The sequence below is a fragment of the Gottfriedia sp. S16(2024) genome (assembly GCF_050473765.1).
Lineage (GTDB): Bacteria > Bacillota > Bacilli > Bacillales > Bacillaceae_G > Gottfriedia.
Window position 1 is genome coordinate 4,876,564 of record NZ_JBFLUO010000001.1, and the last position, 21,262, is coordinate 4,897,825.

21 protein-coding genes are annotated in these 21,262 nt (G+C 31.7%); 6 read left to right on the forward strand and 15 right to left on the reverse strand.

Annotated features, from left to right (window positions below):
- Positions 1–210: 210 nt before the first annotated feature.
- Positions 211–363: a hypothetical protein gene (locus AB1282_RS23650; protein WP_429900676.1), complete on the forward strand. Its 153-nt coding sequence runs from the start codon at positions 211–213 to the stop codon at positions 361–363.
- Between the two features lie 60 nt (positions 364–423).
- On the opposite strand, the gene AB1282_RS23655 is transcribed toward AB1282_RS23650, so the two are convergent.
- The 3 genes from AB1282_RS23655 to tnpB all read right to left on the reverse strand — a co-directional run bounded on the left by AB1282_RS23655 (position 424) and on the right by tnpB (position 3,370).
- A complete protein-coding gene (locus tag AB1282_RS23655) occupies positions 424–942 on the reverse strand; it encodes a DUF6933 domain-containing protein (protein ID WP_429900677.1) in 519 nt (172 codons plus the stop codon).
- A gap of 141 nt (positions 943–1,083) precedes the next feature.
- Positions 1,084–1,605: a YcxB family protein gene (locus AB1282_RS23660; RefSeq protein ID WP_429900679.1), complete on the reverse strand. Its 522-nt coding sequence runs from the start codon at positions 1,603–1,605 to the stop codon at positions 1,084–1,086.
- A gap of 631 nt (positions 1,606–2,236) precedes the next feature.
- Complete coding sequence (gene tnpB / locus AB1282_RS23665; RefSeq protein WP_429901216.1) at positions 2,237–3,370, reverse strand: IS200/IS605 family element RNA-guided endonuclease TnpB; 1,134 nt, start codon at positions 3,368–3,370, stop codon at positions 2,237–2,239.
- Positions 3,371–3,787: 417 nt separating this feature from the next.
- Here tnpB and AB1282_RS23670 point away from each other — a divergent pair, with 417 nt between their 5' ends.
- A complete protein-coding gene (locus AB1282_RS23670; RefSeq protein WP_429900681.1) occupies positions 3,788–4,618 on the forward strand; it encodes an Ig-like domain-containing protein in 831 nt (276 codons plus the stop codon).
- A gap of 55 nt (positions 4,619–4,673) precedes the next feature.
- Here AB1282_RS23670 and AB1282_RS23675 read toward each other — a convergent pair whose 3' ends face one another.
- From AB1282_RS23675 to AB1282_RS23685, 3 genes are all read right to left on the reverse strand, one after another.
- Positions 4,674–5,135: a hypothetical protein gene (locus tag AB1282_RS23675; protein WP_429900683.1), complete on the reverse strand. Its 462-nt coding sequence runs from the start codon at positions 5,133–5,135 to the stop codon at positions 4,674–4,676.
- Between the two features lie 148 nt (positions 5,136–5,283).
- Complete coding sequence (locus AB1282_RS23680) at positions 5,284–6,273, reverse strand: helix-turn-helix transcriptional regulator (protein WP_429900685.1); 990 nt, start codon at positions 6,271–6,273, stop codon at positions 5,284–5,286.
- Between the two features lie 195 nt (positions 6,274–6,468).
- Positions 6,469–6,939 (reverse strand): hypothetical protein, encoded by a 471-nt coding sequence (locus AB1282_RS23685; protein ID WP_429900687.1) that lies wholly within the window; start codon positions 6,937–6,939, stop codon positions 6,469–6,471.
- 516 nt (positions 6,940–7,455) lie between these two features.
- Between AB1282_RS23685 and AB1282_RS23690 the strand changes: the two genes are divergently transcribed.
- The 4 genes from AB1282_RS23690 to AB1282_RS23705 all read left to right on the forward strand — a co-directional run bounded on the left by AB1282_RS23690 (position 7,456) and on the right by AB1282_RS23705 (position 10,392).
- The gene (locus AB1282_RS23690) at positions 7,456–8,184 is read left to right on the forward strand and encodes an amino acid ABC transporter ATP-binding protein (protein WP_390312566.1); all 729 of its coding nucleotides are present in this window, start codon (positions 7,456–7,458) and stop codon (positions 8,182–8,184) included.
- Between the two features lie 18 nt (positions 8,185–8,202).
- Positions 8,203–9,000 carry a transporter substrate-binding domain-containing protein gene (locus AB1282_RS23695; protein ID WP_429900689.1) on the forward strand — a complete coding sequence of 266 codons (798 nt, stop codon included), beginning with the start codon at positions 8,203–8,205 and terminating at the stop codon, positions 8,998–9,000.
- Between the two features lie 78 nt (positions 9,001–9,078).
- On the forward strand, positions 9,079–9,717 hold the full coding sequence (locus AB1282_RS23700) for an amino acid ABC transporter permease (RefSeq protein WP_429900691.1): 639 nt from the start codon (positions 9,079–9,081) through the stop codon (positions 9,715–9,717).
- Positions 9,718–9,729: 12 nt separating this feature from the next.
- Entirely contained in the window at positions 9,730–10,392 is a 663-nt protein-coding gene (locus AB1282_RS23705; RefSeq protein WP_429900693.1) for an amino acid ABC transporter permease, read from the forward strand.
- A gap of 172 nt (positions 10,393–10,564) precedes the next feature.
- Here the strand turns inward: AB1282_RS23705 and AB1282_RS23710 are convergent, their stop codons facing one another.
- The 9 genes from AB1282_RS23710 to AB1282_RS23750 form a co-directional block, all read right to left on the reverse strand.
- Complete coding sequence (locus tag AB1282_RS23710) at positions 10,565–10,696, reverse strand: hypothetical protein (protein WP_429900695.1); 132 nt, start codon at positions 10,694–10,696, stop codon at positions 10,565–10,567.
- 56 nt (positions 10,697–10,752) lie between these two features.
- Positions 10,753–11,337, reverse strand: coding sequence for a hypothetical protein (locus tag AB1282_RS23715; RefSeq protein ID WP_429900697.1), 585 nt, complete (start codon positions 11,335–11,337; stop codon positions 10,753–10,755).
- A gap of 166 nt (positions 11,338–11,503) precedes the next feature.
- A complete protein-coding gene (locus tag AB1282_RS23720; RefSeq protein WP_429900699.1) occupies positions 11,504–11,983 on the reverse strand; it encodes a hypothetical protein in 480 nt (159 codons plus the stop codon).
- A gap of 14 nt (positions 11,984–11,997) precedes the next feature.
- Positions 11,998–12,708: a hypothetical protein gene (locus AB1282_RS23725; protein WP_429900701.1), complete on the reverse strand. Its 711-nt coding sequence runs from the start codon at positions 12,706–12,708 to the stop codon at positions 11,998–12,000.
- A gap of 446 nt (positions 12,709–13,154) precedes the next feature.
- Positions 13,155–13,418 carry an excalibur calcium-binding domain-containing protein gene (locus tag AB1282_RS23730; RefSeq protein WP_429900702.1) on the reverse strand — a complete coding sequence of 88 codons (264 nt, stop codon included), beginning with the start codon at positions 13,416–13,418 and terminating at the stop codon, positions 13,155–13,157.
- A gap of 291 nt (positions 13,419–13,709) precedes the next feature.
- Positions 13,710–14,150 (reverse strand): hypothetical protein, encoded by a 441-nt coding sequence (locus tag AB1282_RS23735; RefSeq protein WP_429900704.1) that lies wholly within the window; start codon positions 14,148–14,150, stop codon positions 13,710–13,712.
- A 248-nt stretch (positions 14,151–14,398) separates the two neighbouring features.
- Positions 14,399–16,009 carry a GmrSD restriction endonuclease domain-containing protein gene (locus AB1282_RS23740; protein WP_429900706.1) on the reverse strand — a complete coding sequence of 537 codons (1,611 nt, stop codon included), beginning with the start codon at positions 16,007–16,009 and terminating at the stop codon, positions 14,399–14,401.
- 211 nt (positions 16,010–16,220) lie between these two features.
- A complete protein-coding gene (locus AB1282_RS23745) occupies positions 16,221–18,695 on the reverse strand; it encodes a DUF2357 domain-containing protein (RefSeq protein WP_429900708.1) in 2,475 nt (824 codons plus the stop codon).
- Positions 18,667–21,261, reverse strand: coding sequence for an MrcB family domain-containing protein (locus AB1282_RS23750; protein ID WP_429900710.1), 2,595 nt, complete (start codon positions 21,259–21,261; stop codon positions 18,667–18,669). Before AB1282_RS23750 ends, AB1282_RS23745 begins: the two co-directional genes overlap by 29 nt.
- Position 21,262 lies beyond the last annotated feature (1 nt).

Here is a 21,262-nt window from a genome sequence, read left to right on the forward strand (position 1 = left end):
TTTTCAAATTTAACCCATCCCCGAGAAAACGTTCTATTTTGTGATTATATTAACATATTAATTTACTGGTAAAATGTTCTATATTTGAAAAATGTATGAAGATGGACTAATTATTAACGTTTGTTCCTTAAATTGTAACAATTAGTCATAATCTCTTTTATAAGAAAGATGGACACAGAAGATGATTTTTAAACTACTGAAAATTCATATGTGTTTGCAACAAGTAATATAAAAGAAAAAGAACGATATAGAATTATCGTTCCGTTAAAAGGTAATGTAAAAATTAAAGGTAAAAATGATAGACTTCCAAACAAGGAAATTTTAAAAGAATTTAAAAATGCATTAAAGAAAAACGAATTATGATTAATGCTTCCCCTTAATTATTGATATCAATTAATCACCACATTTGAAGGTTCCATAAGATTACTTCATTTGATGAAAAAATTCATCCAATGCTTCCCTCATCAATTTGCTTGGATAAGAACGTAACTTGTATAAAGGCGTGTCATTAAGATCAAGATTTAAGTGAAGCAAACTAATTATTTCATCTTCCTCTACCCTGTGGTAAACATAAGATTCAGCAAGATAAATCATATCATTCATTTGCGAAATAATACTTCGATCGCTTGTCGCAGTGTATTGAATTTCACCTAGTTGTTTCATATATTGATCAACTTTCTCCACATCAAATTCATTTGCCAGAAAATTTGTCACAATACTTCTCTTCATTAACTCTTCAAAATTTGTAAAATCCTTTTTTAATAGACCATACATAACAAAACAATATCTAGTTACATTATTCATTACCAATACACATTTTTTACGGCCAATTTTAAAGATATTAGCATGCCAGCAAAAAAGTTGATTCTCGTTTGATAAATCTGGTTTCTCTATTTTTATTTTCATTTCATCTGAAAGTTTTTTTGTTAATTGAATGTACATGTTCTCAGTTCCTCATTTTTATTTTTCTATGGACAATTATATCTTAATTCATTTTTTAAATCACTTACCAGACTACTCTCTGATGAAAATGTTTTGCATAATAAAAAAAGTGACTTTTTACTAGTCACTTTTTCATATCTTCTACATTTTAACCAATGGTACTGAAACGGAATCAAGAAACGCTTTTAATCCTTCACTATTCGATACTGCGTTTTTTGGGAGTACAAAGGCCCGATTTGATGCATAAAAGAAATAATATGCATAGTCTGCTTCTTTCACTTCAAGTATGTGCTCCCACTTGATAAAAGTCTCTTCGATCGGCGTTTTTTCAAGTAATCCTTTTTGATCTAAAACGATTTCAGTCTCTCCAAATAGCTTCTTATTTCTAGGATCTTTTGTAAACGAAGCTACACTTCTTTTAATTCGTTGCTTTTGATCGTACGGAGTGAAAAAAAAGTGCACTACAGCTAATACGATTATTAGCCAAAGATAATTCATAATCTTGACGTCTAACACATATGCGTACAAACAGAGCAAACCGAAAAAGTAGAGAGAAGCACCAGATCGATGCTGTAAATAGCTTTTCCCTTTTGAGTTCGAGCTGTGCATATCAAGGTTAAAACGGTATACATCATTTTCTTCGTAATTAAAAGTAAAATTCATGCTGTCCCTGCTTCCCTATTTTCATAAAAAAAGTGACCAAATTGATCACTCTTTAAAGCGTTCATCCACTTAATCATTATTTTCGAATTAATCCAACAATTCTAATTATAATGAATGAATTACTAGAAAACAATGGACAAACATCACCCAACTTACTACCTTTTTCTGGAAGATTGGTCTTTCAATCGCATATGATAATAGTTTGATATTTTACCAAAATAATCCCAATTACTTAAAGAATTAAATTAATCATAGATTTTCACACGTTTAATCAGCTTGGAAAAGAAGTAAAGTATGCCAGATCCTTTTCAGTTAAAAACTTTAATAAAACGGGGACCATGTATAAAGGTAATGTCACTAGCGCAGATGATGATTTTATTTATGAGACAGAGTATAATGATGAGTTTGCTTATGCTGATAATACATCATATGACAAAATCTTAATTGGGCAGTTACTTCCTTTATATGATTTAGATTTACTTGAACTACTCACCACTTAACACCCTTACAGGTTGTTTGAAGTGGGAGATTCTTGGGAACAGAGCATACTTGCTAGTGTTATTTCTTTGCCAGCAGAGGTTTCTCTTATTTACCAAGCTATCCCCGTAGATTCCTACGGTTCTATGATTACTTAGGCCAAAGTCAATGTTCGTAAGCCTTCAGCTAGTATATTTTTACTGGCATTTAGATCTCGATCGTGATGTTGATGGCAAATAGGACAGGTCCATTCCCTGATTGCAAGGGATTTCTTGCAATCTTGGTGCCCACAATCAGAACATATTTGGCTGGATGGAAACCATTTACTTACTTTCATGATTGTTTTACCGTACCACGTAGCTTTGTATTCTAATTTCGTGACAAAAGCAGACCATGATACATCAGAGATCGACTTGGCTAATTTGTGATTACGTATCATTCCCTTAGTATTCAGGGTTTCAATACAGATTATATCGTGGTTTTTGATTATTTCTGTACTCAACTTGTTAAGGAAATCATCACGTTGATTCATTACTCTTTCGTGTAATCTAGCGACTTTTCGTTTTTGTTTCTGATAGTTTTTTGCATCTAAAAGGTTAATCCCATTCTGTTTAGCATGTAACGCACGTCTTGAAAGTTTTCGCTGTTCAAGTTTTAGTTTCTTTTCCATTTTGGTAGTAAATTTATTGTTGTCAATCTTGCGACCGTCAGAAAAAATTGCAAAATCAGTGATACCTAAGTCTATACCAATCGATGATTCAGCTTTCTCCAGTGGTAGTACGTCTACTTCTGTAAGAATGGATACAAAATATTTACCACTTGGAGTTCGTCTAACGGTCGCACTTAAAACACGACCATGTACTTCGCGACTTTTAGCAAAGCGAACAAGACCAAGTTTAGGTAGTTTCATTTCGTTTCCGACAACGGCAATATTTCCGTTTGTTTCTTTTGTTGTATAGGATTGTACTCGATTCTTTTTAGACTTAAAGCGTGGAGCGTTATTCTGCTTATTGAAGAATCGTGAATACGAATTTGCGAGGTTTTTCAGTGAGGATTGAAGAGCAATACTATCAACTTCTTTGAGCCATACTAATTCTTTTTTCAACTTTGTTAATTCAGCAGAACAAGAATTGTACGTTAATCCTTTGCCAGTTTCTTTGTATGTGTCGTTCCATTGCCCTAAAAAGTGATTGAATACAAAACGACTACATCCAATCGTTTTAGCGATTAGTGTTTCCTGTTCTTTAGTTGGATAGATACGGAATTTATATGCTTTATTGACTAGGATTGTTTTCACCTCACTTCATTCCTTGATTTTTAGTCGTAGTTAGTAAGCAAAAACTTTTTAACCAAAACATTTCTTCACATCATGATTATTGCTATCTAATTTCACTTTAATATCAGCCTTTAGACATACGCACGCCTAATCGTCATTCATCTCCCACCTATTACTGTTGTTATCACACCTTCACGTAATTGAGGAAGGAGTCTTCTGTCGGATGAAGATAAAGTAGTTGTACCGACTGATGGACTTTTATTTGTAGCCGGGACAACTAACTCTATTAATATTGATCTTTTATTTGCAGCTGTAGAAAAGGATTATGCTGAGAGTAATAAATTAGTATACTTAGGTTCGGAGTATGACGATGACGGCACTGAGTATCAAGCATATCAAGCTAAAGCTGGCACTTATTATGTAGGAGTTATGGATTATGATAATGCAGACGATATTGACAATAATACCGAAAATGACTTATATGCTATCATAACTGGTTTCGAGGACAACGTTGCGCCAAATAAACCGACCGTAAATAAAGTTGATAATAATGATATAGTTGTTACAGGTAAAGCAGAAGCAAATTCTACTATTACTGTTAAAGCTGGTAGTAATCAGTTAGGTACTGCTAAAACATCATCAAAAGGAACCTATTCTGTAACAATAAAAAAACAAGCAGCAGGAGTTACTTTAAGTGTCTTTGCAAAAGATGCTGCAGGTAATACTAGTGCAGCATCAACTACAAAAGTTGTTGATGTTATCGCACCAACTAAGCCAATCGTAAATAAAGTTGATAATAATGACAAAGTTGTGACTGGAAAGGCAGAGGCTAATTCTACTGTTACTGTTAAAAGAGGATCTACAGTACTGGGTACCGCTAAAGCTAATTCGTCTGGAAACTATTCAGTACCTATTGCCGTTCAAAGTGCAGGAACAAAGCTGACTGCAACCGCTAAAGATGCTGCTGGAAATGTAAGTGTAGCAACAACTGTAACAGTTGTAGATGTTATTGCACCAAGTAAGCCAAAGGTTAATAAAGTAGATGATAACGACTTGAAAGTAACTGGAAAAGCAGAAGCCAACTCAACTGTAACCGTGAAAGTTGGAAGTAAAGTCCTAGGTACTGCCAAAGCTAATTCAAACGGAAACTTTACAGTTAAGATCAAAGCACAGAAAAAAGGTATTACTATTGCTGTAACTGCAAAGGATGCTGCTGGTAATACTAGTCAAGCGACTACCTTAAAAGTTGTAAGACATTAATCTAAACATTGAGCCAAGGATTAATTCCTTGGTTTTTGTTTTTTAAAGTACTCAATCAATCGGATTTTTTTAATAAATACTTATCAATACTTTCCCTATAAGTTTCATAGAATTCATAAAAATAATTAAATTGGCCATCTTTAAAAATATAGATTACTCTTCTATCTTTCGTTTGATATTCTCTAATTTTATGAGTGTTTATAATTTTAGTTCTAGCCTTTTCCCCACCTTCGTAAGCTAAGCTATTTGATGAATGAATACTTATATTAATTCTATTTGAAAGATGCAATTCAATATATGGTGAAATGAAACCATCATCTATTAGATAAACATTTTTCACTTCCAATCCAGAAGGAATAAGAATTGTTTGGTTAGTATTTAATTTATTACTTATTTCATTCCTCTCTATTTTAATCTTTGTATCTGGGGTTCGTAGAAAAAACATTATGTATAAATACATTATTAAGCCGATCCCTACAATTGAAATAAAAGAGTAGAAAATTACCTTTAGCATCATTCTCAAACCTCACATCATATTTAAAATAGCTCCACTTGTGAAAATGGTAACATACTTAAATGCATTTTAATTAAAGTAATTTTGAAATTAATATGAAGGTTTTTAATGAAAAAAGAGCATCCTCTAAAGATACTCTTTTTAGTAAAACTTATTTTTGCAAATTCATACTATACAACTTACTCATTTCCAAAATTTGCTCCTGTACTTTATCAATCACTGATGGCGGACTTATTACCTGGGCATCTTTTCCCCAAGTTAAAATCCAAGTAATCAATCCATCACTAATTGCAGCTTTTGTAGTTAAAATGAAATGCTCCTCATCCACTTGCTGAATATCAGCTTTTAACCCAAAACGGTCAAGTACTACATTTAATAATCCTTTTTTAAACTTGATTTTTACATAATCAGGTTCACCGGCAAACATATTAAAAACCGTACTCAAGTATTCATCTACATTAAAACGATCATCTGGGAATTTTTCTTCCGTCCTCTTAACTTCTCGCATACGATCTACACGGAAATGTCTAAGTTGATCATCAGGTAGGCTTTTTGTAATCAAATAATAGTAGTCATTTGACCAAATTACTGCGAGTGGCTTTACTGAGTACTCTTTTCCATCATGGCTTAATTCAAATTCTTTCTTAAAATTATATCGGCCATATTGAAATGTCAGTAATTTCTTTTCGGCAATGGCTTGATGAATTTGATCGATTGAGAAGTGAATTCGGTTGCTTTCACTCTTAATTGCAGTATCTGGGATAATGCCATTGTGGAGCTTTTTAGCTTCGTTTTCACTTGTAAGGTTTTTTAATTTATCAATGATTTTTTTAGTTTCTTGTTTGTTTAAAAATCTTGAAGCTGTCACAGCATCTACTAATAAACGGAGTTCATGTAATTCAAACAGTCTTTCTTGGTGACTATATGTAGTTGCCTTTCCATCTGAAGCGTTTTCAATTACGTCAAAACCAACATCCACTAATACTGATATATCTTTTAAAAATGTATTTTTACTATACGAAAAGTCCTCTTCTCCTGCTGCTAGTCTCTTTTTAATTTCATCAAAGGTAAACTCACGATCAATATCTGTTTTACTTTCTAGTAGTTTCATAAGTTTATAAAAACGTTCACGGTTTTCCATGGATTCCTCCGTTTATTTAGTAAAATTCATAAGATGTATTTTATATGCAACTTAATCTGATTTTAATTTTAACATATTTAATTGGTAATAATTATGGTTAAAAGTTACTAGTCTATTTTTATTAGAAAAGTACACTATAGAGTAGCTTGTATTAGCTGTCTACTCTATAGTGTACTTTTTAAGGTGGAGATGCTTTTATTCGTTTGATATTATTCCATCATCGTAGTCCTTATAAATTGTAACAAACTCCCTTTGGGCTATTATTAAGTCTCTCGGAGTTTTTAAATCAATTAGTGTCATTTCGCGTTTATGGTTAATTGGTAAGTCTTCTTCTGAATTCCATGAAGCGAAATATTCTATTACGCCACTCTCATTAACAGCCTCTTTAATATATTCATATAAAATCTTCAAACATTTTTCACCTTCTGGAGTAATCCGTTTTTCTCCTTTCATTGGAACTTGTTGAGACATCATCCATACTTGATGCTTAAATTGGAAGTGTTTAGAGAAACTAAATATCCTTTTTTCCTCTAGATTATAATTCCTTTCCATATATAGATGTGTAAAATCTAGTTCATTTGCATAAACATTAGGAGAAATAGGATTGTCACCAAAGGTACCTTCTTTCAGTCGCATTGGTGAAGAAATATAATGATATTGTGTCATGAATAGATCCTCCTTTTCTAATTAATCTGATGATTCTAATAGTAAAATTAACCAAATCAGCAACTCTCTTAATCTGATTTTTAGAGATAGACCACGTTTTTTAGATTTATCCTCGATACAGCCTCTGACTTTGAAAGCACCTTACCAATCTATACGCCTCCCGATTTCACGGTAGCTGCAAGTGACTATATGTGAAAATCTTAACATACTAATCAATAGAAAATTATGGTATCTATGATAAAACATTGAACTTTTAGTAAATTTTTCGAGTTATTTCTATTTAAAAAATTATATTGTCTCACTTTTTTAGCTTTTATATTAACGGCACTTCCAATTATCTACATCAAATAATACTCATTCTTTTTCTTTTATGTATCTAGTGCAAAAGTCCTCGTCCAAAAAGACTAAAAACGAAATAAGCGTGATATCAAAAAGTAAACAAGCATACACATTAAATATTGATTCCCAAAATTCTCCATTTCACATATACCAATAAAATTGTACAGGAGGTCAGGAATGATTGAATTTAAACATGTAAATAAGTTTTATGGCGATTTTCAAGTCTTGAAAGATATTAATCTCACAATTAATAAAGGTGAAGTTGTTGTTGTGATTGGGCCGTCTGGTTCTGGTAAGAGTACTTTGTTGCGTTGTATTAATCATCTGGAAACTATTAATGACGGGACACTTACTGTTAGTGGGATTTCTGTTGGGGATAAAAAAACAGATCTCAATAAGTTAAGACGCAATATTGGAATGGTTTTTCAGCATTTTTATTTGTATCCGCACAAAACTGTGCTTGAAAATATCACTCTCGCTCCTATGAAAGCATTGGGCCAATCTAGAGAAGTTGCTGATGAAACAGCCAAACATTTTCTTGAAAAGGTAGGCATTTTAGAGAAGGCGAAATCTTATCCTTCCCAGCTTTCTGGTGGTCAGCAACAACGTGTAGCAATTGCTCGCGGACTTGCGATGAAACCAGATATTATGCTTTTTGATGAACCTACTTCGGCACTTGATCCTGAGATGATTGGTGAAGTGCTAGATGTTATGAAGACACTTGCTAGGGAAGGCATGACGATGGTTGTTGTGACTCATGAAATGGGCTTTGCCAGAGAGGTTGCCGACCGAATCGTCTTTATGGACGAGGGTCGCATATTAGAGGAAGCAACTCCGGCTGAGTTTTATGAGAACCCGCGTGAAGAACGGGCTCGCTTATTTCTCAGTCGTATATTAAATCATTAATTAATAGGAGGTAATGGAATGTTTCTTAAAAAATTCATGAAAATGGCTTTAGTTTCTACTACGGCCGCCTTAGTTCTTGCAGGTTGTGGTGGTAAGGATGATTCAAAAAGCAAAGATGCTCTTACGCGTATTAAGGATGATAAGAAAATCGTATTTGGTGTAAAATATGACACTCGTTTATTTGGATTGAAAAATCCATCAACAGGTAAAGTAGAAGGATTTGATATTGACCTTTCAAAAGCATTGGCAAAAGAAATGTTTGGTAATGATGTTAAACCAGAATACATAGAGGTTACTTCAAAAACTAGGGTTGGCCTCTTAAATAATGGTAAAGTTGATGCGGTAGTCGCTACAATGACCATTAATGAAGAACGTAAAAAAGAAGTAGATTTTACTGATGTTTACTTTAATGCCGGACAATCTTTACTTGTTAAAAAAGGCAGTAAAGTTCATGGACTTGCTGACTTGAAAAAAGGTACAAAAGTACTTGCTGTTAAAGGGTCCACTTCTGCAGTAAATATTCGTCAGAAAGCTCCTGATACAACAGTACTTGAATTTGAAAACTATGCTGAAGCTTTTACAGCCTTAAAAGCAGGTAAAGGAGATGCCTTAACAACTGATGATTCAATCCTTTATGGTATGAAAGAAGAAGATCCTTCATTTGAATTAGTAGGTGGAACTTTTACCCAAGAACCTTATGGAATCGCTGTTAAAAAAGGCAATAAAGATCTTGTCGACGCATTGAATAAAGCATTAAAAAGTCTGAAAGATTCAGGTAAATACGATGAAATTAAGAATAAATGGATTAAAAAATAATCATTGATATTATCGTTGGGACCTGCAGAGTCCGTAATTTTACGGGCCTGCTTTTCCTGATAATTAGGAGGAAATCCTTTGATTGATTTCTCGATACTGACAGATCATATGGAGTATTTTTTAGAAGGATTAAGAGTCACCGTTTTAACGAGTTTAATCGCTTTATTATGTAGCTTTATTTTAGGAACAATTATTGCTGTTATGCGAATTGCTCCAATTAAACCGCTTAACTGGTTAGGTTCGGTCTATGTTGAATTCATCCGTAACATCCCTGTACTAGTTGTTGTGTTTTTCACTTACTTAGCTGGAAGCTTTAGTGGGATGGTTGCAGGAACGATTGGATTAACCATCTATACAGCAGCTTTCATTGCCGAAGCAATCCGTGCCGGTATCCTTTCTGTTCCAAAAGGACAAATGGAAGCCGCTCGCTCGACAGGTTTAAGTTACGGACAGGCAATGAGATTAATTATACTTCCCCAAGCGATTAAAATCGTCATCCCTCCTCTTGGCAACCAATTTCTAAATTTAGTAAAAAATTCATCTTTATTAGCAGTCGTAGCTGGTGGAGATCTAATGTATCAAGGCGATCTTATATCTGCAATGACTTACGTAACGTTTGATACTTATATTTTCGTAGCCTTATTTTACTTAGTCTTAACGATTCCTTTAAGTATTGGTGTGGGCTATTTAGAAAAACGCTTGGCTAGAAGTAATTAAGGAGGTGGATGAATGGATTTTCTGCAGTCGTTCAATGATGTGTATACACTAGATCATATCAAGTTTTTACTAGAAGGATTTTGGGTCACCCTTAAGGTAGCTGCTATTTCAATTGTACTAAGTTTTATTATTGGTGGACTTATTGGTACGCTTAGATATACGAAGATTCCTGTTGTTACTCAATTACTTACCTCGATTGTTGAAATTATACGGAACCTGCCTTTACTACTGATTATTTTCTTTACGTATTTTGCCCTACCAGAAATCGGGATTGAAATGAAAATAACGACAGCTACCATCGCAGCATTAACGGTTTTTGAATCAGCTATGATTTCAGAGATTATTCGAAGTGGATTAAACTCGATCGAAAAAGGACAGATTGAAGCGGCTCGTGCGTCTGGCCTCAATTACACTCAGACATTACGTTATATTGTCTTGCCTCAAGCATTGAGACGAATGGTTCCGCCGATTGTTAGTCAATTTATTTCTTTACTAAAAGATACATGTTTAGCTGTTGTTATTGCACTGCCGGATTTATTGCACAATGGACAGATTATTTATGCGCAGAAGGAATCTTATGTGATTCCTGTTATGGTGATGGTTTCGTTGATGTATTTTATTGTTAATTATGTTTTATCGTTGGTTGCGCGTAGATTGGAGATAAAACAGTCTTGAGAAATCTGGTTCATTTATTGGGCCGGATTTTTTTGATGTAAAAATAAAAGAAATAAAAAATCCCCCTTATTAGTGAATCTTACAAAGGAGGATTTTGATATCTTCAAAGATTTTATCTTAGATATCTTGTCTGATCCGTTTTAGAATGACAGTGGATTTTTCAATGAGGCTATTATTCATTTGTAGTTTTAGTTTCTATTTCAATCGTATTAGAAACTGGTTTTAATAATAAATTAACTGCAAAAACAAACATTATGATAATTAATATACCAAATAAAAAGATTTTAAATAATTTATTTCTCATCTAATCTTCCTTTTATATTTTTTGAAAAAAGAAATGCCATAATATATCTCCTTGACTTAATTCTTAGTTAAAATAATTTGAAATACTTTCTCTTTATATATAATGAAAGTCAATTTTACATTTCTCTCTTTATCAAGATACTTTATCGTTTCACCTATTTCTTCAAACGAGTGAATGTAGTTATTACCGTACTTATCTATAATAGTAGATATATCATCTCCTATTCCAATACCTCTAAAAGTTTTTAGTCTAGAATCTTCAGAAACAATACTATTAATTTTATTGTTTATAGTTCCTATATATAATTTCTTAAATTGATAGTTTCTATCATTTTCAACAGAAAGTATTACTACTATATCTGTGTGTTTAACTGTACTACCATATTTGCTTTTTAGATCTACCAATAGTTCAGGTGTAACTTGTTTATCAATCATAATTTCATTCATTCCTTCATTTTTTAGTGAAGTACTTTCTAGTAGCCTATTTTTTACTAAAATAGAAGTACGCTCAACAATGAAAAAACCTATTAATAGCAATACAATAATTCCAAATAATACAGCAATATACTTCCAGGGGATCAGTTTAAATAATAGATTCCCTAGAATTAGTAATAAAATTAAAACTAAGATTTTTATTATCATTTTTTTATTCCCCCAAACTTTTACGAAATGTAGGTATTCCATGACCTTTAACTACAAAAAATAGCGAAGGCTTCCTATATTAACAGTGAAGGCTTCGCTTATTTGATTTGCACGAACTTTTTTAGTGTCCTTTTTAAAAGTCTCTTCCACATCATCTAGTTCATATTTATTCATCTTGTGATAGATGATTTAATGAATCAATTTTTAGTTTTTCTAAATTAATTGGATTTTCACTATCAGCATTGATCAACCATTGATAGACAGGAATCATATTCATATCTTTTTCCCAACACTTTTCAAATAGCTTAGAAACTTCTTTTGATACATAAAAATTCACCTTATGATTTACACTCGGTTTAAACTCGATAAAAGTTTCTGCTAATTCTAATAATGCATCTTGTTTTTCTTCTGTTAAATTATCAAAAGTATATACTCTCACAAAAATTAGATTTCGATCATCATCCCAGTCTTTAAGAAAAACGGGGTGTAAATCTTTAAAGTCATTAGGTGTCCCTGCTCTACGAACATCTTCCAGTACCAAATAACCTATTTTTTCATAATATCCCTTTTTTATTTCTTTTATTGTAAAAATCATATGGTTTTTATAATTCAAATCTAATTGTAATAAAAATTGATAATTTACCAAAAAAACACTCCTTTTTAAATTAACAATAAAAATGCTCCCCATGCAGCAATACTTGAAGTTGCAAATATAACAAGACCTACAACTGCCACAAAGATTCCTATAGCAATTATTATATCAGCTGTCTTTTTCAGATTTAACTTTTTAGCTTCAATTTTATCCTTTGCTTTCTCCATTTCTTTTAAATCTTCTTGCGCTTTTTTATAATCTTTTAGGGCTTTAGCCTTTTTTTGAATACTTTTAGGTACACCTGCTTCTTTTAATGTTTGCCCATGTGATTTTGTACCATCTACGTTTTCAACACCTTCAACTTTTCCTTTATACACATGCACATGAGGCTTTTGCTGTTTAGCACCAGCTGTCGGTTTGTCTACTCTTGCTTTCCATCCTTGACCTAAATCATGAGTTTGACTATAACCTCTAGCTTGTTTAAGTTCACTTGGATTTTCTGGAGTAAAATATGTTGCTGAATCTATTCCTAATTTTGAAAGTTCTGATTCTAATTTAGCAACTTCTTCATGTGATATTTTTTTTTGTTTTACTATATCTTTAATATTATCTATAATCGCTGATTGTTCATCTGTCATTAAAGTTTCTGCTCTACTTTGTGATGGATACATTGCACCTAAGAAAAATACAACAATGAATCCAATTAAAAATTGTTTTAGTTTTCTTTTTGAACTTAATTTTTCTATACTACTTTTCTGTTTCACATACTTCTTAAACATTTTCATCTGCCCTTCCATTACATTAATTTTAAAATCTAAATACTTCCAAAAACTAAAATTTTAAATACATATTTTCTTCTAGTACCCCAAAATAAACTACCAGATGTTATGTCTATGACCAATGAAAATAATGTAACTCTAGAACTATAAATTTTTCAAGATCATCACTCCTTAAATAATAAGTAAGTAAATAGCAAGTAAAATTATTAGTAAAATTTACTAACTTGTGAAAATATTAACATACTAAATTCTATTAAACTCATTATCAATGTGACAAATAATTGAAGATTTTGGAAATAAAAAATGCAGTCTTCAAAAATTTGAAGACTGCATTTTTACTTTAACATAGTATTGATCACTGTAGACAAACTCGATGAAAATCAGGTTTGCTAACAGCTGAGATAGTTAGTTCCTTCTTGAGAACCAACATTTTTTACTTCTAAAACCTATCTTTCACACGCTATAAAATCATGATCTCGATCCATTTTACTATTAGCGTCATATAGAGCTTTTGATGCATACGGTTTATATTTAGTCTTACCGCCTTTATTTTTAACGGATGAACTACGGGCAACTCCACCCTTGTAATCTTTGTTCAATTCAGTACAGTTTTTATAATGTTTCACAGCTGCACTAGCATTGTCAGTTGAAATAATTGAATAACTTTGAATAAGTCCAATTGTAAGAATACCAATAACAAGTTTTTTCATTTGTAATAACTCCAATCTATTTTTTTAAGAAATGTCCTACAAATCTATCTTAATCTATTTATAATTTTTAACATAGAAGTTCTTGTTATTTTAGTAAAAATTAACCAGATTTATTTAGGGAGTATTTACTAACTTGATTAAACCAATCAAAAATAGAATAGGTATTGTCATCTCTTTATAAACGACACCTTTTCTTTAGGTACATAGGTTACTTTGTCATAGCCTTCTTCTGAAAGTTCATTAACGATACCAGTAGATGATTGATTATGAGGGTTACTTATCTCACATTTTTTATGAATAACTTTTGTCTGTTTCTCTGGTAATAATCGTTTTCCCACAAGTTATTTCATCATATGTATAGTATGTATGTCCTTGAAGTGTTTCTCTTGGCACTGGGGTATGACCTAGTTGTCTTTCTTCTCTCAAAATATAAAACTTAAACTCTTCTTTCTTTTCAAAACCGAACTTATTTCTTCTTTCGAAAATATAACCTAATAGTCGATTTTTAATTTCACTCTCCAAATAGTTTACTTTACTTTCTATTTCAGGATCTCCATGTTTTAACACTAATTCACATTGTACGCTATACAATGCATCCATGTATCCACCAGTTCTACGGAAAGTCATATATTTGGATGTTTTATAACTTCTTGGGTATGGATGTGCATGTACCAAATACTTCTTTATTAGTTCTTGTGTTCCACTAGCAGGTATAGAAATTACTTCTTTCATTGATCTAACCTCCTGAATATGTATTATTGTTATAAGTGTTACGATTAATAATTCTCAAAAAAAAGTTAATTTCAATATATTTACATTACCATCTTTTTTTAAACACCTTAGGTTGCGTCTTATACTTATAAAAAATAAACTTAGCACATTTTAATTTCAGACTATTCTATTTAAATAATAAATGAAAATAATTGTTTGGTAAACTCCAATTAATAGGCCCTTAATATTACATAAAAAAAGCAACTAAATTAGTTGCTTTTTACCACTGTTTTTTGTGAAATGATATTTTTCATTAGCTCCTGGCTAAATAATTTCGCTCGCATTTCAAAGAATTTATCATAATCATCATTCCAAATGCCAAACTCTTCTAAGTCTATGAGGTGTGTACTCATTGTTTTATTAATACTTGCATTATGGTTTTTAAAGTCTTTCATATAAACTGACGGTGCTTTTGCTCTTATCACACGTTTATTTAGGAAATCATCAACAATTGTAATGTTTAAAATATGGTTAATATAAAATTCCTCTTCTTTCCCCTTTAAAAATGCTTTCGGGAAAAAGTGATGATAGTTTTTACTTGTAGCAATTTGTAACCAAGCATTATCTATACATACTTTAGCATTGTCAGCAAAAGACTTTGGTTCCTTTGAAGCTAATAAACAAAGTAATGCTTTTATATAACTTCTACCTGTACCAAACCAGCCTTGTTCAATTATACGTTCTGGTGAGACATTAACTTCAATATCATAAGTTGGTAATTGACCATTTAAAATTGTTTCAATTCTTCTAATATCTTGCCCAAGTTTAGATTCAGTACCACTATTGTATCTTTCAGTTAATGAAATTCTCCAGAAGAAGTCCCTTAAATATTCCTTTTTTTCATCTAAAGGTCTGTCTGGATGGTGAAAAAAGAAATACGAAAATGGTACAATTAGTGAATCAAATGGTAACAATCGTGACACAGGAATTAGATATTGTTGTCTAAAATAATCAATGGTGGATTTAATTGATTTAGTTACACTATCCCAGTTATTAATAAACTCTATTTTATCAAGTTTTAAAATTTGTTTTCTAGTACAATCTTTTTTTAAAATACTAGACATGACTTGAAGTATTGTAGATGAGGAGATAGTTGCGTAGTCTTCACCTAATTCATCTATTAACTGATCATATTTCTCAGAAAGGTCAAAATTTAGGGATTGATCGTACGTTTTAGCTACCATAATTTCAAAAAGAGATAATGTTTTCCCGCCTACATTCAACCTTGTAAATACTTCTGTTGCTACATCAATTGGTGCGTTCTTTAAAATTACTAAAGAAAACTGATATGACTTAAATCGCTCTTTATACTTATCAATGTTATCTAAACTTTCTTCTGAAAACTTTTTAGCCAATGCACTTATTTTTCCATTTAATAATTCAAATAGACTAATAAAACGATCTACCTCTTCACTTATTTCAATTGTAACTACCTCTTCATCCTCAGTAGCTTTTAAATCAATAAAAACTTGTGAAAAGTCCTCTACTTTATCATTTCGTAAAATACTTAGACCTTTGAAACAAGTGTATAAACTAGTTATCCTTTGTTGACCATCTAGAACATATTGTGCGACATGCCCTTTCGGTGTTTCAGGTAAGTTATGATTTCCAATATTTCTAATATGTCTAAGTTCCTCTTGAGATTCCCACATAATAAAAGTTCCTATTGGAAATCCCTTAGCAATACTATCAAGCAGTTGCGCTGCAGCCTTTTTTTCCCATACATATTCACGTTGAAATTGTGGAATTTTAATTCTACCACTATCGATATCGTTTAGTAGTGAAGTCATACCTATACTTTGAGGTTCAGGTTGAATCATAATTCTTCTCCTTTTTTAGCTAGTTATTTAATAATTATAGCAAATTTTTAATTATTATAATGATTATTAAATTTCTTAATATCAAATCTAGATAAAAAAATTGAATTAAGTTCGCTTACTTCATAGAAAAATGCACCCTTAGGTAGACTTTTTAAAGAGCTTACCTATCAGGGTACATTTTACTTAAGGTTCGAATCTGTTTTATATCAAACTACTCACTTATAAATTCCAATAAAATTTTAAAAACGGCTGATGGTGTCTTCTTTAATAACTCGATTGGAACAAGTCTTTCCCTATTTAACTTAGAGAATATAATTATTCTATCTATCTTATTTATATTAATTGAAATATCTTTTATCTTGTATGATTCTATTCTTGAGGCATGATCCAAGTACGAAACATCCAAATTAAGGACGATCTTGTCGGATATCCTTCTTAACATTCTCCAAATAGTTAATTCTTCCTTGGACTTCATGAACAATTCGGGTAGTTCTTTAGCCTCTTTAAAATAACTATATGTCGTGATTATATATCCAGCAATCCCATAGTTCACCGGCTTAATAATAGGGTTACAATTAATCCAATTTTCAACCTCAAACCTCATATAATCTGAAGTCCGTTTTGTAATAGGCTTGATATATGTAATTTTTCCATATTTAATTACTCCATTTTCCGAAGTAATACCACTCTTAACGTATAATGCTACATATTTAACCTCTTGCCATCCCATTTTCAACTTGGCGACAGGAATTTGAAAGTGTCCCTGTTGACTGAAGTTAACATAATCTTCATTGTTGGAAACTAATGCAACCAACACTTTTTCATCCAGAGTTGAGTTCCAATTGTCAAGTGATCCCCTAGGTAATATCCCTTCTTGTTGAATTTCCTCTGGGCTTTTTTCAATAAGTCCTTCTATAAACTTTTCCACAAGTACGGTCGCATTAGGTAAGAACGGAAGGCCACCTATATTGACTTCATCTATACTTTTATAAAAATGATGATCTTGAAATAGATCTTCGTTCTTCCATGGAAATAATACATATGCTCCAAAAGCAGTCCTTTCAAATGGCCCATTGTTCGATGCCACAATTGAATCTCGATATCGATGCATCGTATTAATATCTTCTTCTAGTGGCCCCGGACTAAGATAACGATTTTTATAATAACTATCATTTTGAGCATAATCAATTCGATACTTTGCATCAAATATATAATTGTATGAATATTCTATCCCCTTCTTTGCAATACTTAGCATGATATCAGGCTTTTGCGGGATAGTTGGTAATCTACTTTCATACTTCTGATATGTTAAAATAATCTTTTCTTTAGTTATTGGATGAATATACACTCTTTTAGCGGAACTATTGGTTTGAAGATTAACAAACAGTCCTTCACGATTGACCTTTATTATATTCTGGTTTATTAGCTCATATTTTTTATCAAGAATTTGACCTATTTTCAGGAACGTCCAGTACTCGTAAAGTGTTGCTACATCTTTAACAGACATTTGATAGAACTTACCTTGTAACATTAAACCTTTAGAGACTGTTAAGAATATTTGAAATGCATCACGATAACCTGGTGCCATTTGAAGAACTAAACTTATAATAGATCTATCTAATTTTTGGATGTTTTTCCAAAAAGGATTTTTCAGTTTTCCTTCTAAATGTTTGATCATTGATTCTATTTTATTTACTAATTCAAGGTCAATCTCAACTTCCCATCGATTTTTGCGTACCGTCAGGGTTTCTAATAAATCTGAGAGTTTGTGTACAAGACGTTCAATCATTAATTTCACATATCTATTCTCCAAAGTGTCAAAGGTTAATTCTTTTTTGGCTCTTAGTCCTTTCATTGGCATAAACATTTTATCTTGAATTGATATACCTTTGTCAACTTCTATAAATAAGTGGGCTCTTTTTTGTAAATAATTTCGACTTTTCGTATCTAACTTATATAGTTGATCTCCACGTACTTTTTCATATGTCTTTCTTAATTGATGGTGTGGTTGACTCTCAATTCGATCAATTGCTTGTATAAAACTTTTAAAATGCTTGTTAATTAGTCTATAAAATTCGGTTCTTGAAGGCTTTCCTTCTAACTTTATCTTCGCTCCCAAAAACGTTTTACGAATAAAGTGAAAAGCTAAATTATAAATCTCATCGTTTACTTCTTCTAAGAGTCGTTTATAGTCATTTTTATAGTCAAGCTTCGATGGGAAGATCTCTAAAGTAACTTCTAATAATTTCTTGTTTTCTGAACGTATTTCGAATGTAGTTAAACCTACTTCGTTCTGAAACAGTAAGTTTCCCATTAACATTTGGATTGAACCTAACTCTACTCTAGTGATCGCCTTACGTAGTCCGGGATGCTCGTGATAAAACTCTAGTTTAATATCATCCTTTGGAATCACAATGATTTGGTAGACACCATTCTCAAAAAAGATAGGTCTCATACTAGTTACTTCATTGAGCTCCATTTTCTCAATATCAAAGAGTTGAACTTTTTGAATCTTATCTCCATGTACTACAAACTGCATGACATCATGAAAATCCATAATCTGATATTGCTTTAATCCTTCATATCTTTCATGGTATGGTTTGCCCTTAATAACTAACGAAAAATCCTCAGTTTCAATTTTTACTATTTCAACGTCCTCAAGAGATCCAGAAGGAAGTAAAACCATCTTCTCTTAACCTCCTGAGCATCTCTACTATTTTGGATGTACTATTTGGATATATAGCGTTTTGAAGGTCAAGTTCAATGAGCTCGTTTTCTTCATCAAATAATGTATTTGTAAATAGTTTATATAACTCTCTTAATACTAGTTCTACACGTGTATCACTTCCTGCTATTCGAGGTAAAATTTTTTGTAAAATGCAATGATCAAAAGCTAGTTCAAATGGCATTAAGTCTCCTTCCTCGTTATACGAAACGTAAAAGCAAATCTCATCTCTTACACGATAACCAACGTGGGCATTAATACCTTGGAGCACCTGATTAATTTTCACGATTTCATTTGTCACTCGTTCAACTAGCTCACTATTTTTCTTATACAAATCTTTCAAATATAAGTATTTAGAAGAAAGTTGATTTTGTCCGATTTCAACAGGTTCAACCTCATCTAGCTCTAATAAAAAATTTAGACTTCCTAAATCAACTCGGTTGAATTCAATTGTATTCGCTCTATCTAATACTTTTTTACTAAAAGGGTGAGTAGTTTCATCCATGTTGACTGTTCCAATTACATATAAATTGTTTGGAAGTGTAATATCTTCACCAGAGATATCTTTAGATAATATTAATGAAGAAATAATTTCACCGTTTTCCCACTTCCGACTTTCCATAACGCTTAAAATATCACTAAAATAATATTCTACCCTTGCCAAGTTCATTTCATCTAGAAGAACAAAGTAAGGAAAGTTTGGATTTCCATTCGCTGCTTTAATTGCTCTTGTTAGTGGTCCCACCTTGAATTCTCCCTTTATATCTACATACCCAAGTAAATCTGATCCATCACTCCAATCGGGACGAACTGGAATTAATGTAAATTGACCGTTTCCCTCATTTGCGCCTAAACTTTCTGCAAACCATTGAACCATTTTTGTTTTTCCAGTACCTGAAATTCCTGAAAGAATTACAAATGGTTTTGTTTTAAGTGAAAGAAATAAATTTATTACTTCTTCTTTACTATAGATAAAACCTTTACTCTTAATATAGGAATAGATATGTTCGATTAATTCTTTAGACGGTATGTAATCATTTTTCTTATCTTTAACAAAGCTTTCACTTTCTGTTGGATTCATATATTCTACCCCAGTTTGATTTCCGTTTTTTATTAAAATGAAATTTTCATATATCTGAACCATTTCCTCTAGATCGGATACTAACACACTTTCATCTGGCATATTTTCTATGTTGTAAGCGATATAAGCAGCTGTAGACAAAGCATAGTCTCTTGCTTTTTTGCTACTTCCTAGGTTAATGTTATCATCTTTTCTAACTTTACTAGACAAAGAAAAAGAATCTCGAATTTCTGCTTTTATTTTTCTCATTTCTTCTTTTGAAGTTTCTTTAACCCCTTGAGCCAGAGTGAGATAAACCCTTTTCATATCTTCACTAAATAGGTATACAATATAGTATCCTCTTTGAGTAGAATCAGTAATATTTTGGTTCATGATAGCAACCCATGGCACAAAAGCCCAATTACCTTTACCTATAGAACCTGTAACAACATACTGTGAGGTATTAATAAATGGAAGCCTGTAGAATTCTTCGGGAATTTCCTTTCTAATAAATGAACCAAGTTGATGACCACCACTCCCTTCACTTTTAGCAGCAAGGTATTCATTCATAACTTTAATTAAGCTACCTCTAATATTTGTATTCATAACATTCTCCTTAGCTGTTAAAGTTTCAAAGAAATTTTCAGTTGTGCACCAATTTTGATCAATTAGTTTTGTTTTCTCTAACCACATTAATAGATTATGTGTTCTTTCTTTTGCGACCGACTCTACCATTAGGTTATCACCTTTAGAATTATATACAGTAAGCATCCCTAATTCTTCTAACGCATTTTTCTTTTCCTTTTTCGGTAGATCATTTAATAAATCCAAGTAAATAAGGGAAATTCTAAAATAACCTTGATTTAATAAAATCTTCTTAATAAACTCATCTTTATCTTCCGCTTCTATGTACCCAAACATTTGAGTCTTGTTAACTTCATTAAATTCATCAATGAAACCTAATAGCCGTGAATCCTGTCGACTTTTAGATTTTACTCGATATAAATTACCATTTGTTTGAGTACTTAGTTGTTTCGGATCATACTTTCCTGAATTTACTTCGTCTATAAATGTTTTGACTTTATGATATTGCTCACAAGGTATTTCATCTGTTTGAAATTCTTTTAATTTAATAGAAATAGTGTTATTTATAGCTGAAACTTCAATGAAAGGAAGTTGTGCAAAAAAAGCCATAAGGAATGAACTTCTGCCTCTAGCCTTATCGAATTCCTTTGCTGTGATTTTCCTACGATTAATAAACTCTTGCCAACCTTGTAAAATATAATCAAACGTTATTATTTCAAATGGATTTACTTTTTCTCCTCTGTTATATTTTTCTCTAGATGATTCAGTTTCGATATAAATACCTTTATCATCAACCTTAGTAATCCAATTTATTTTTTTCTCACCTAATGTTTTAATTTCATTATTTCTTTTGGCCATTTCAAAAAAGACCTTCTCTATCAAA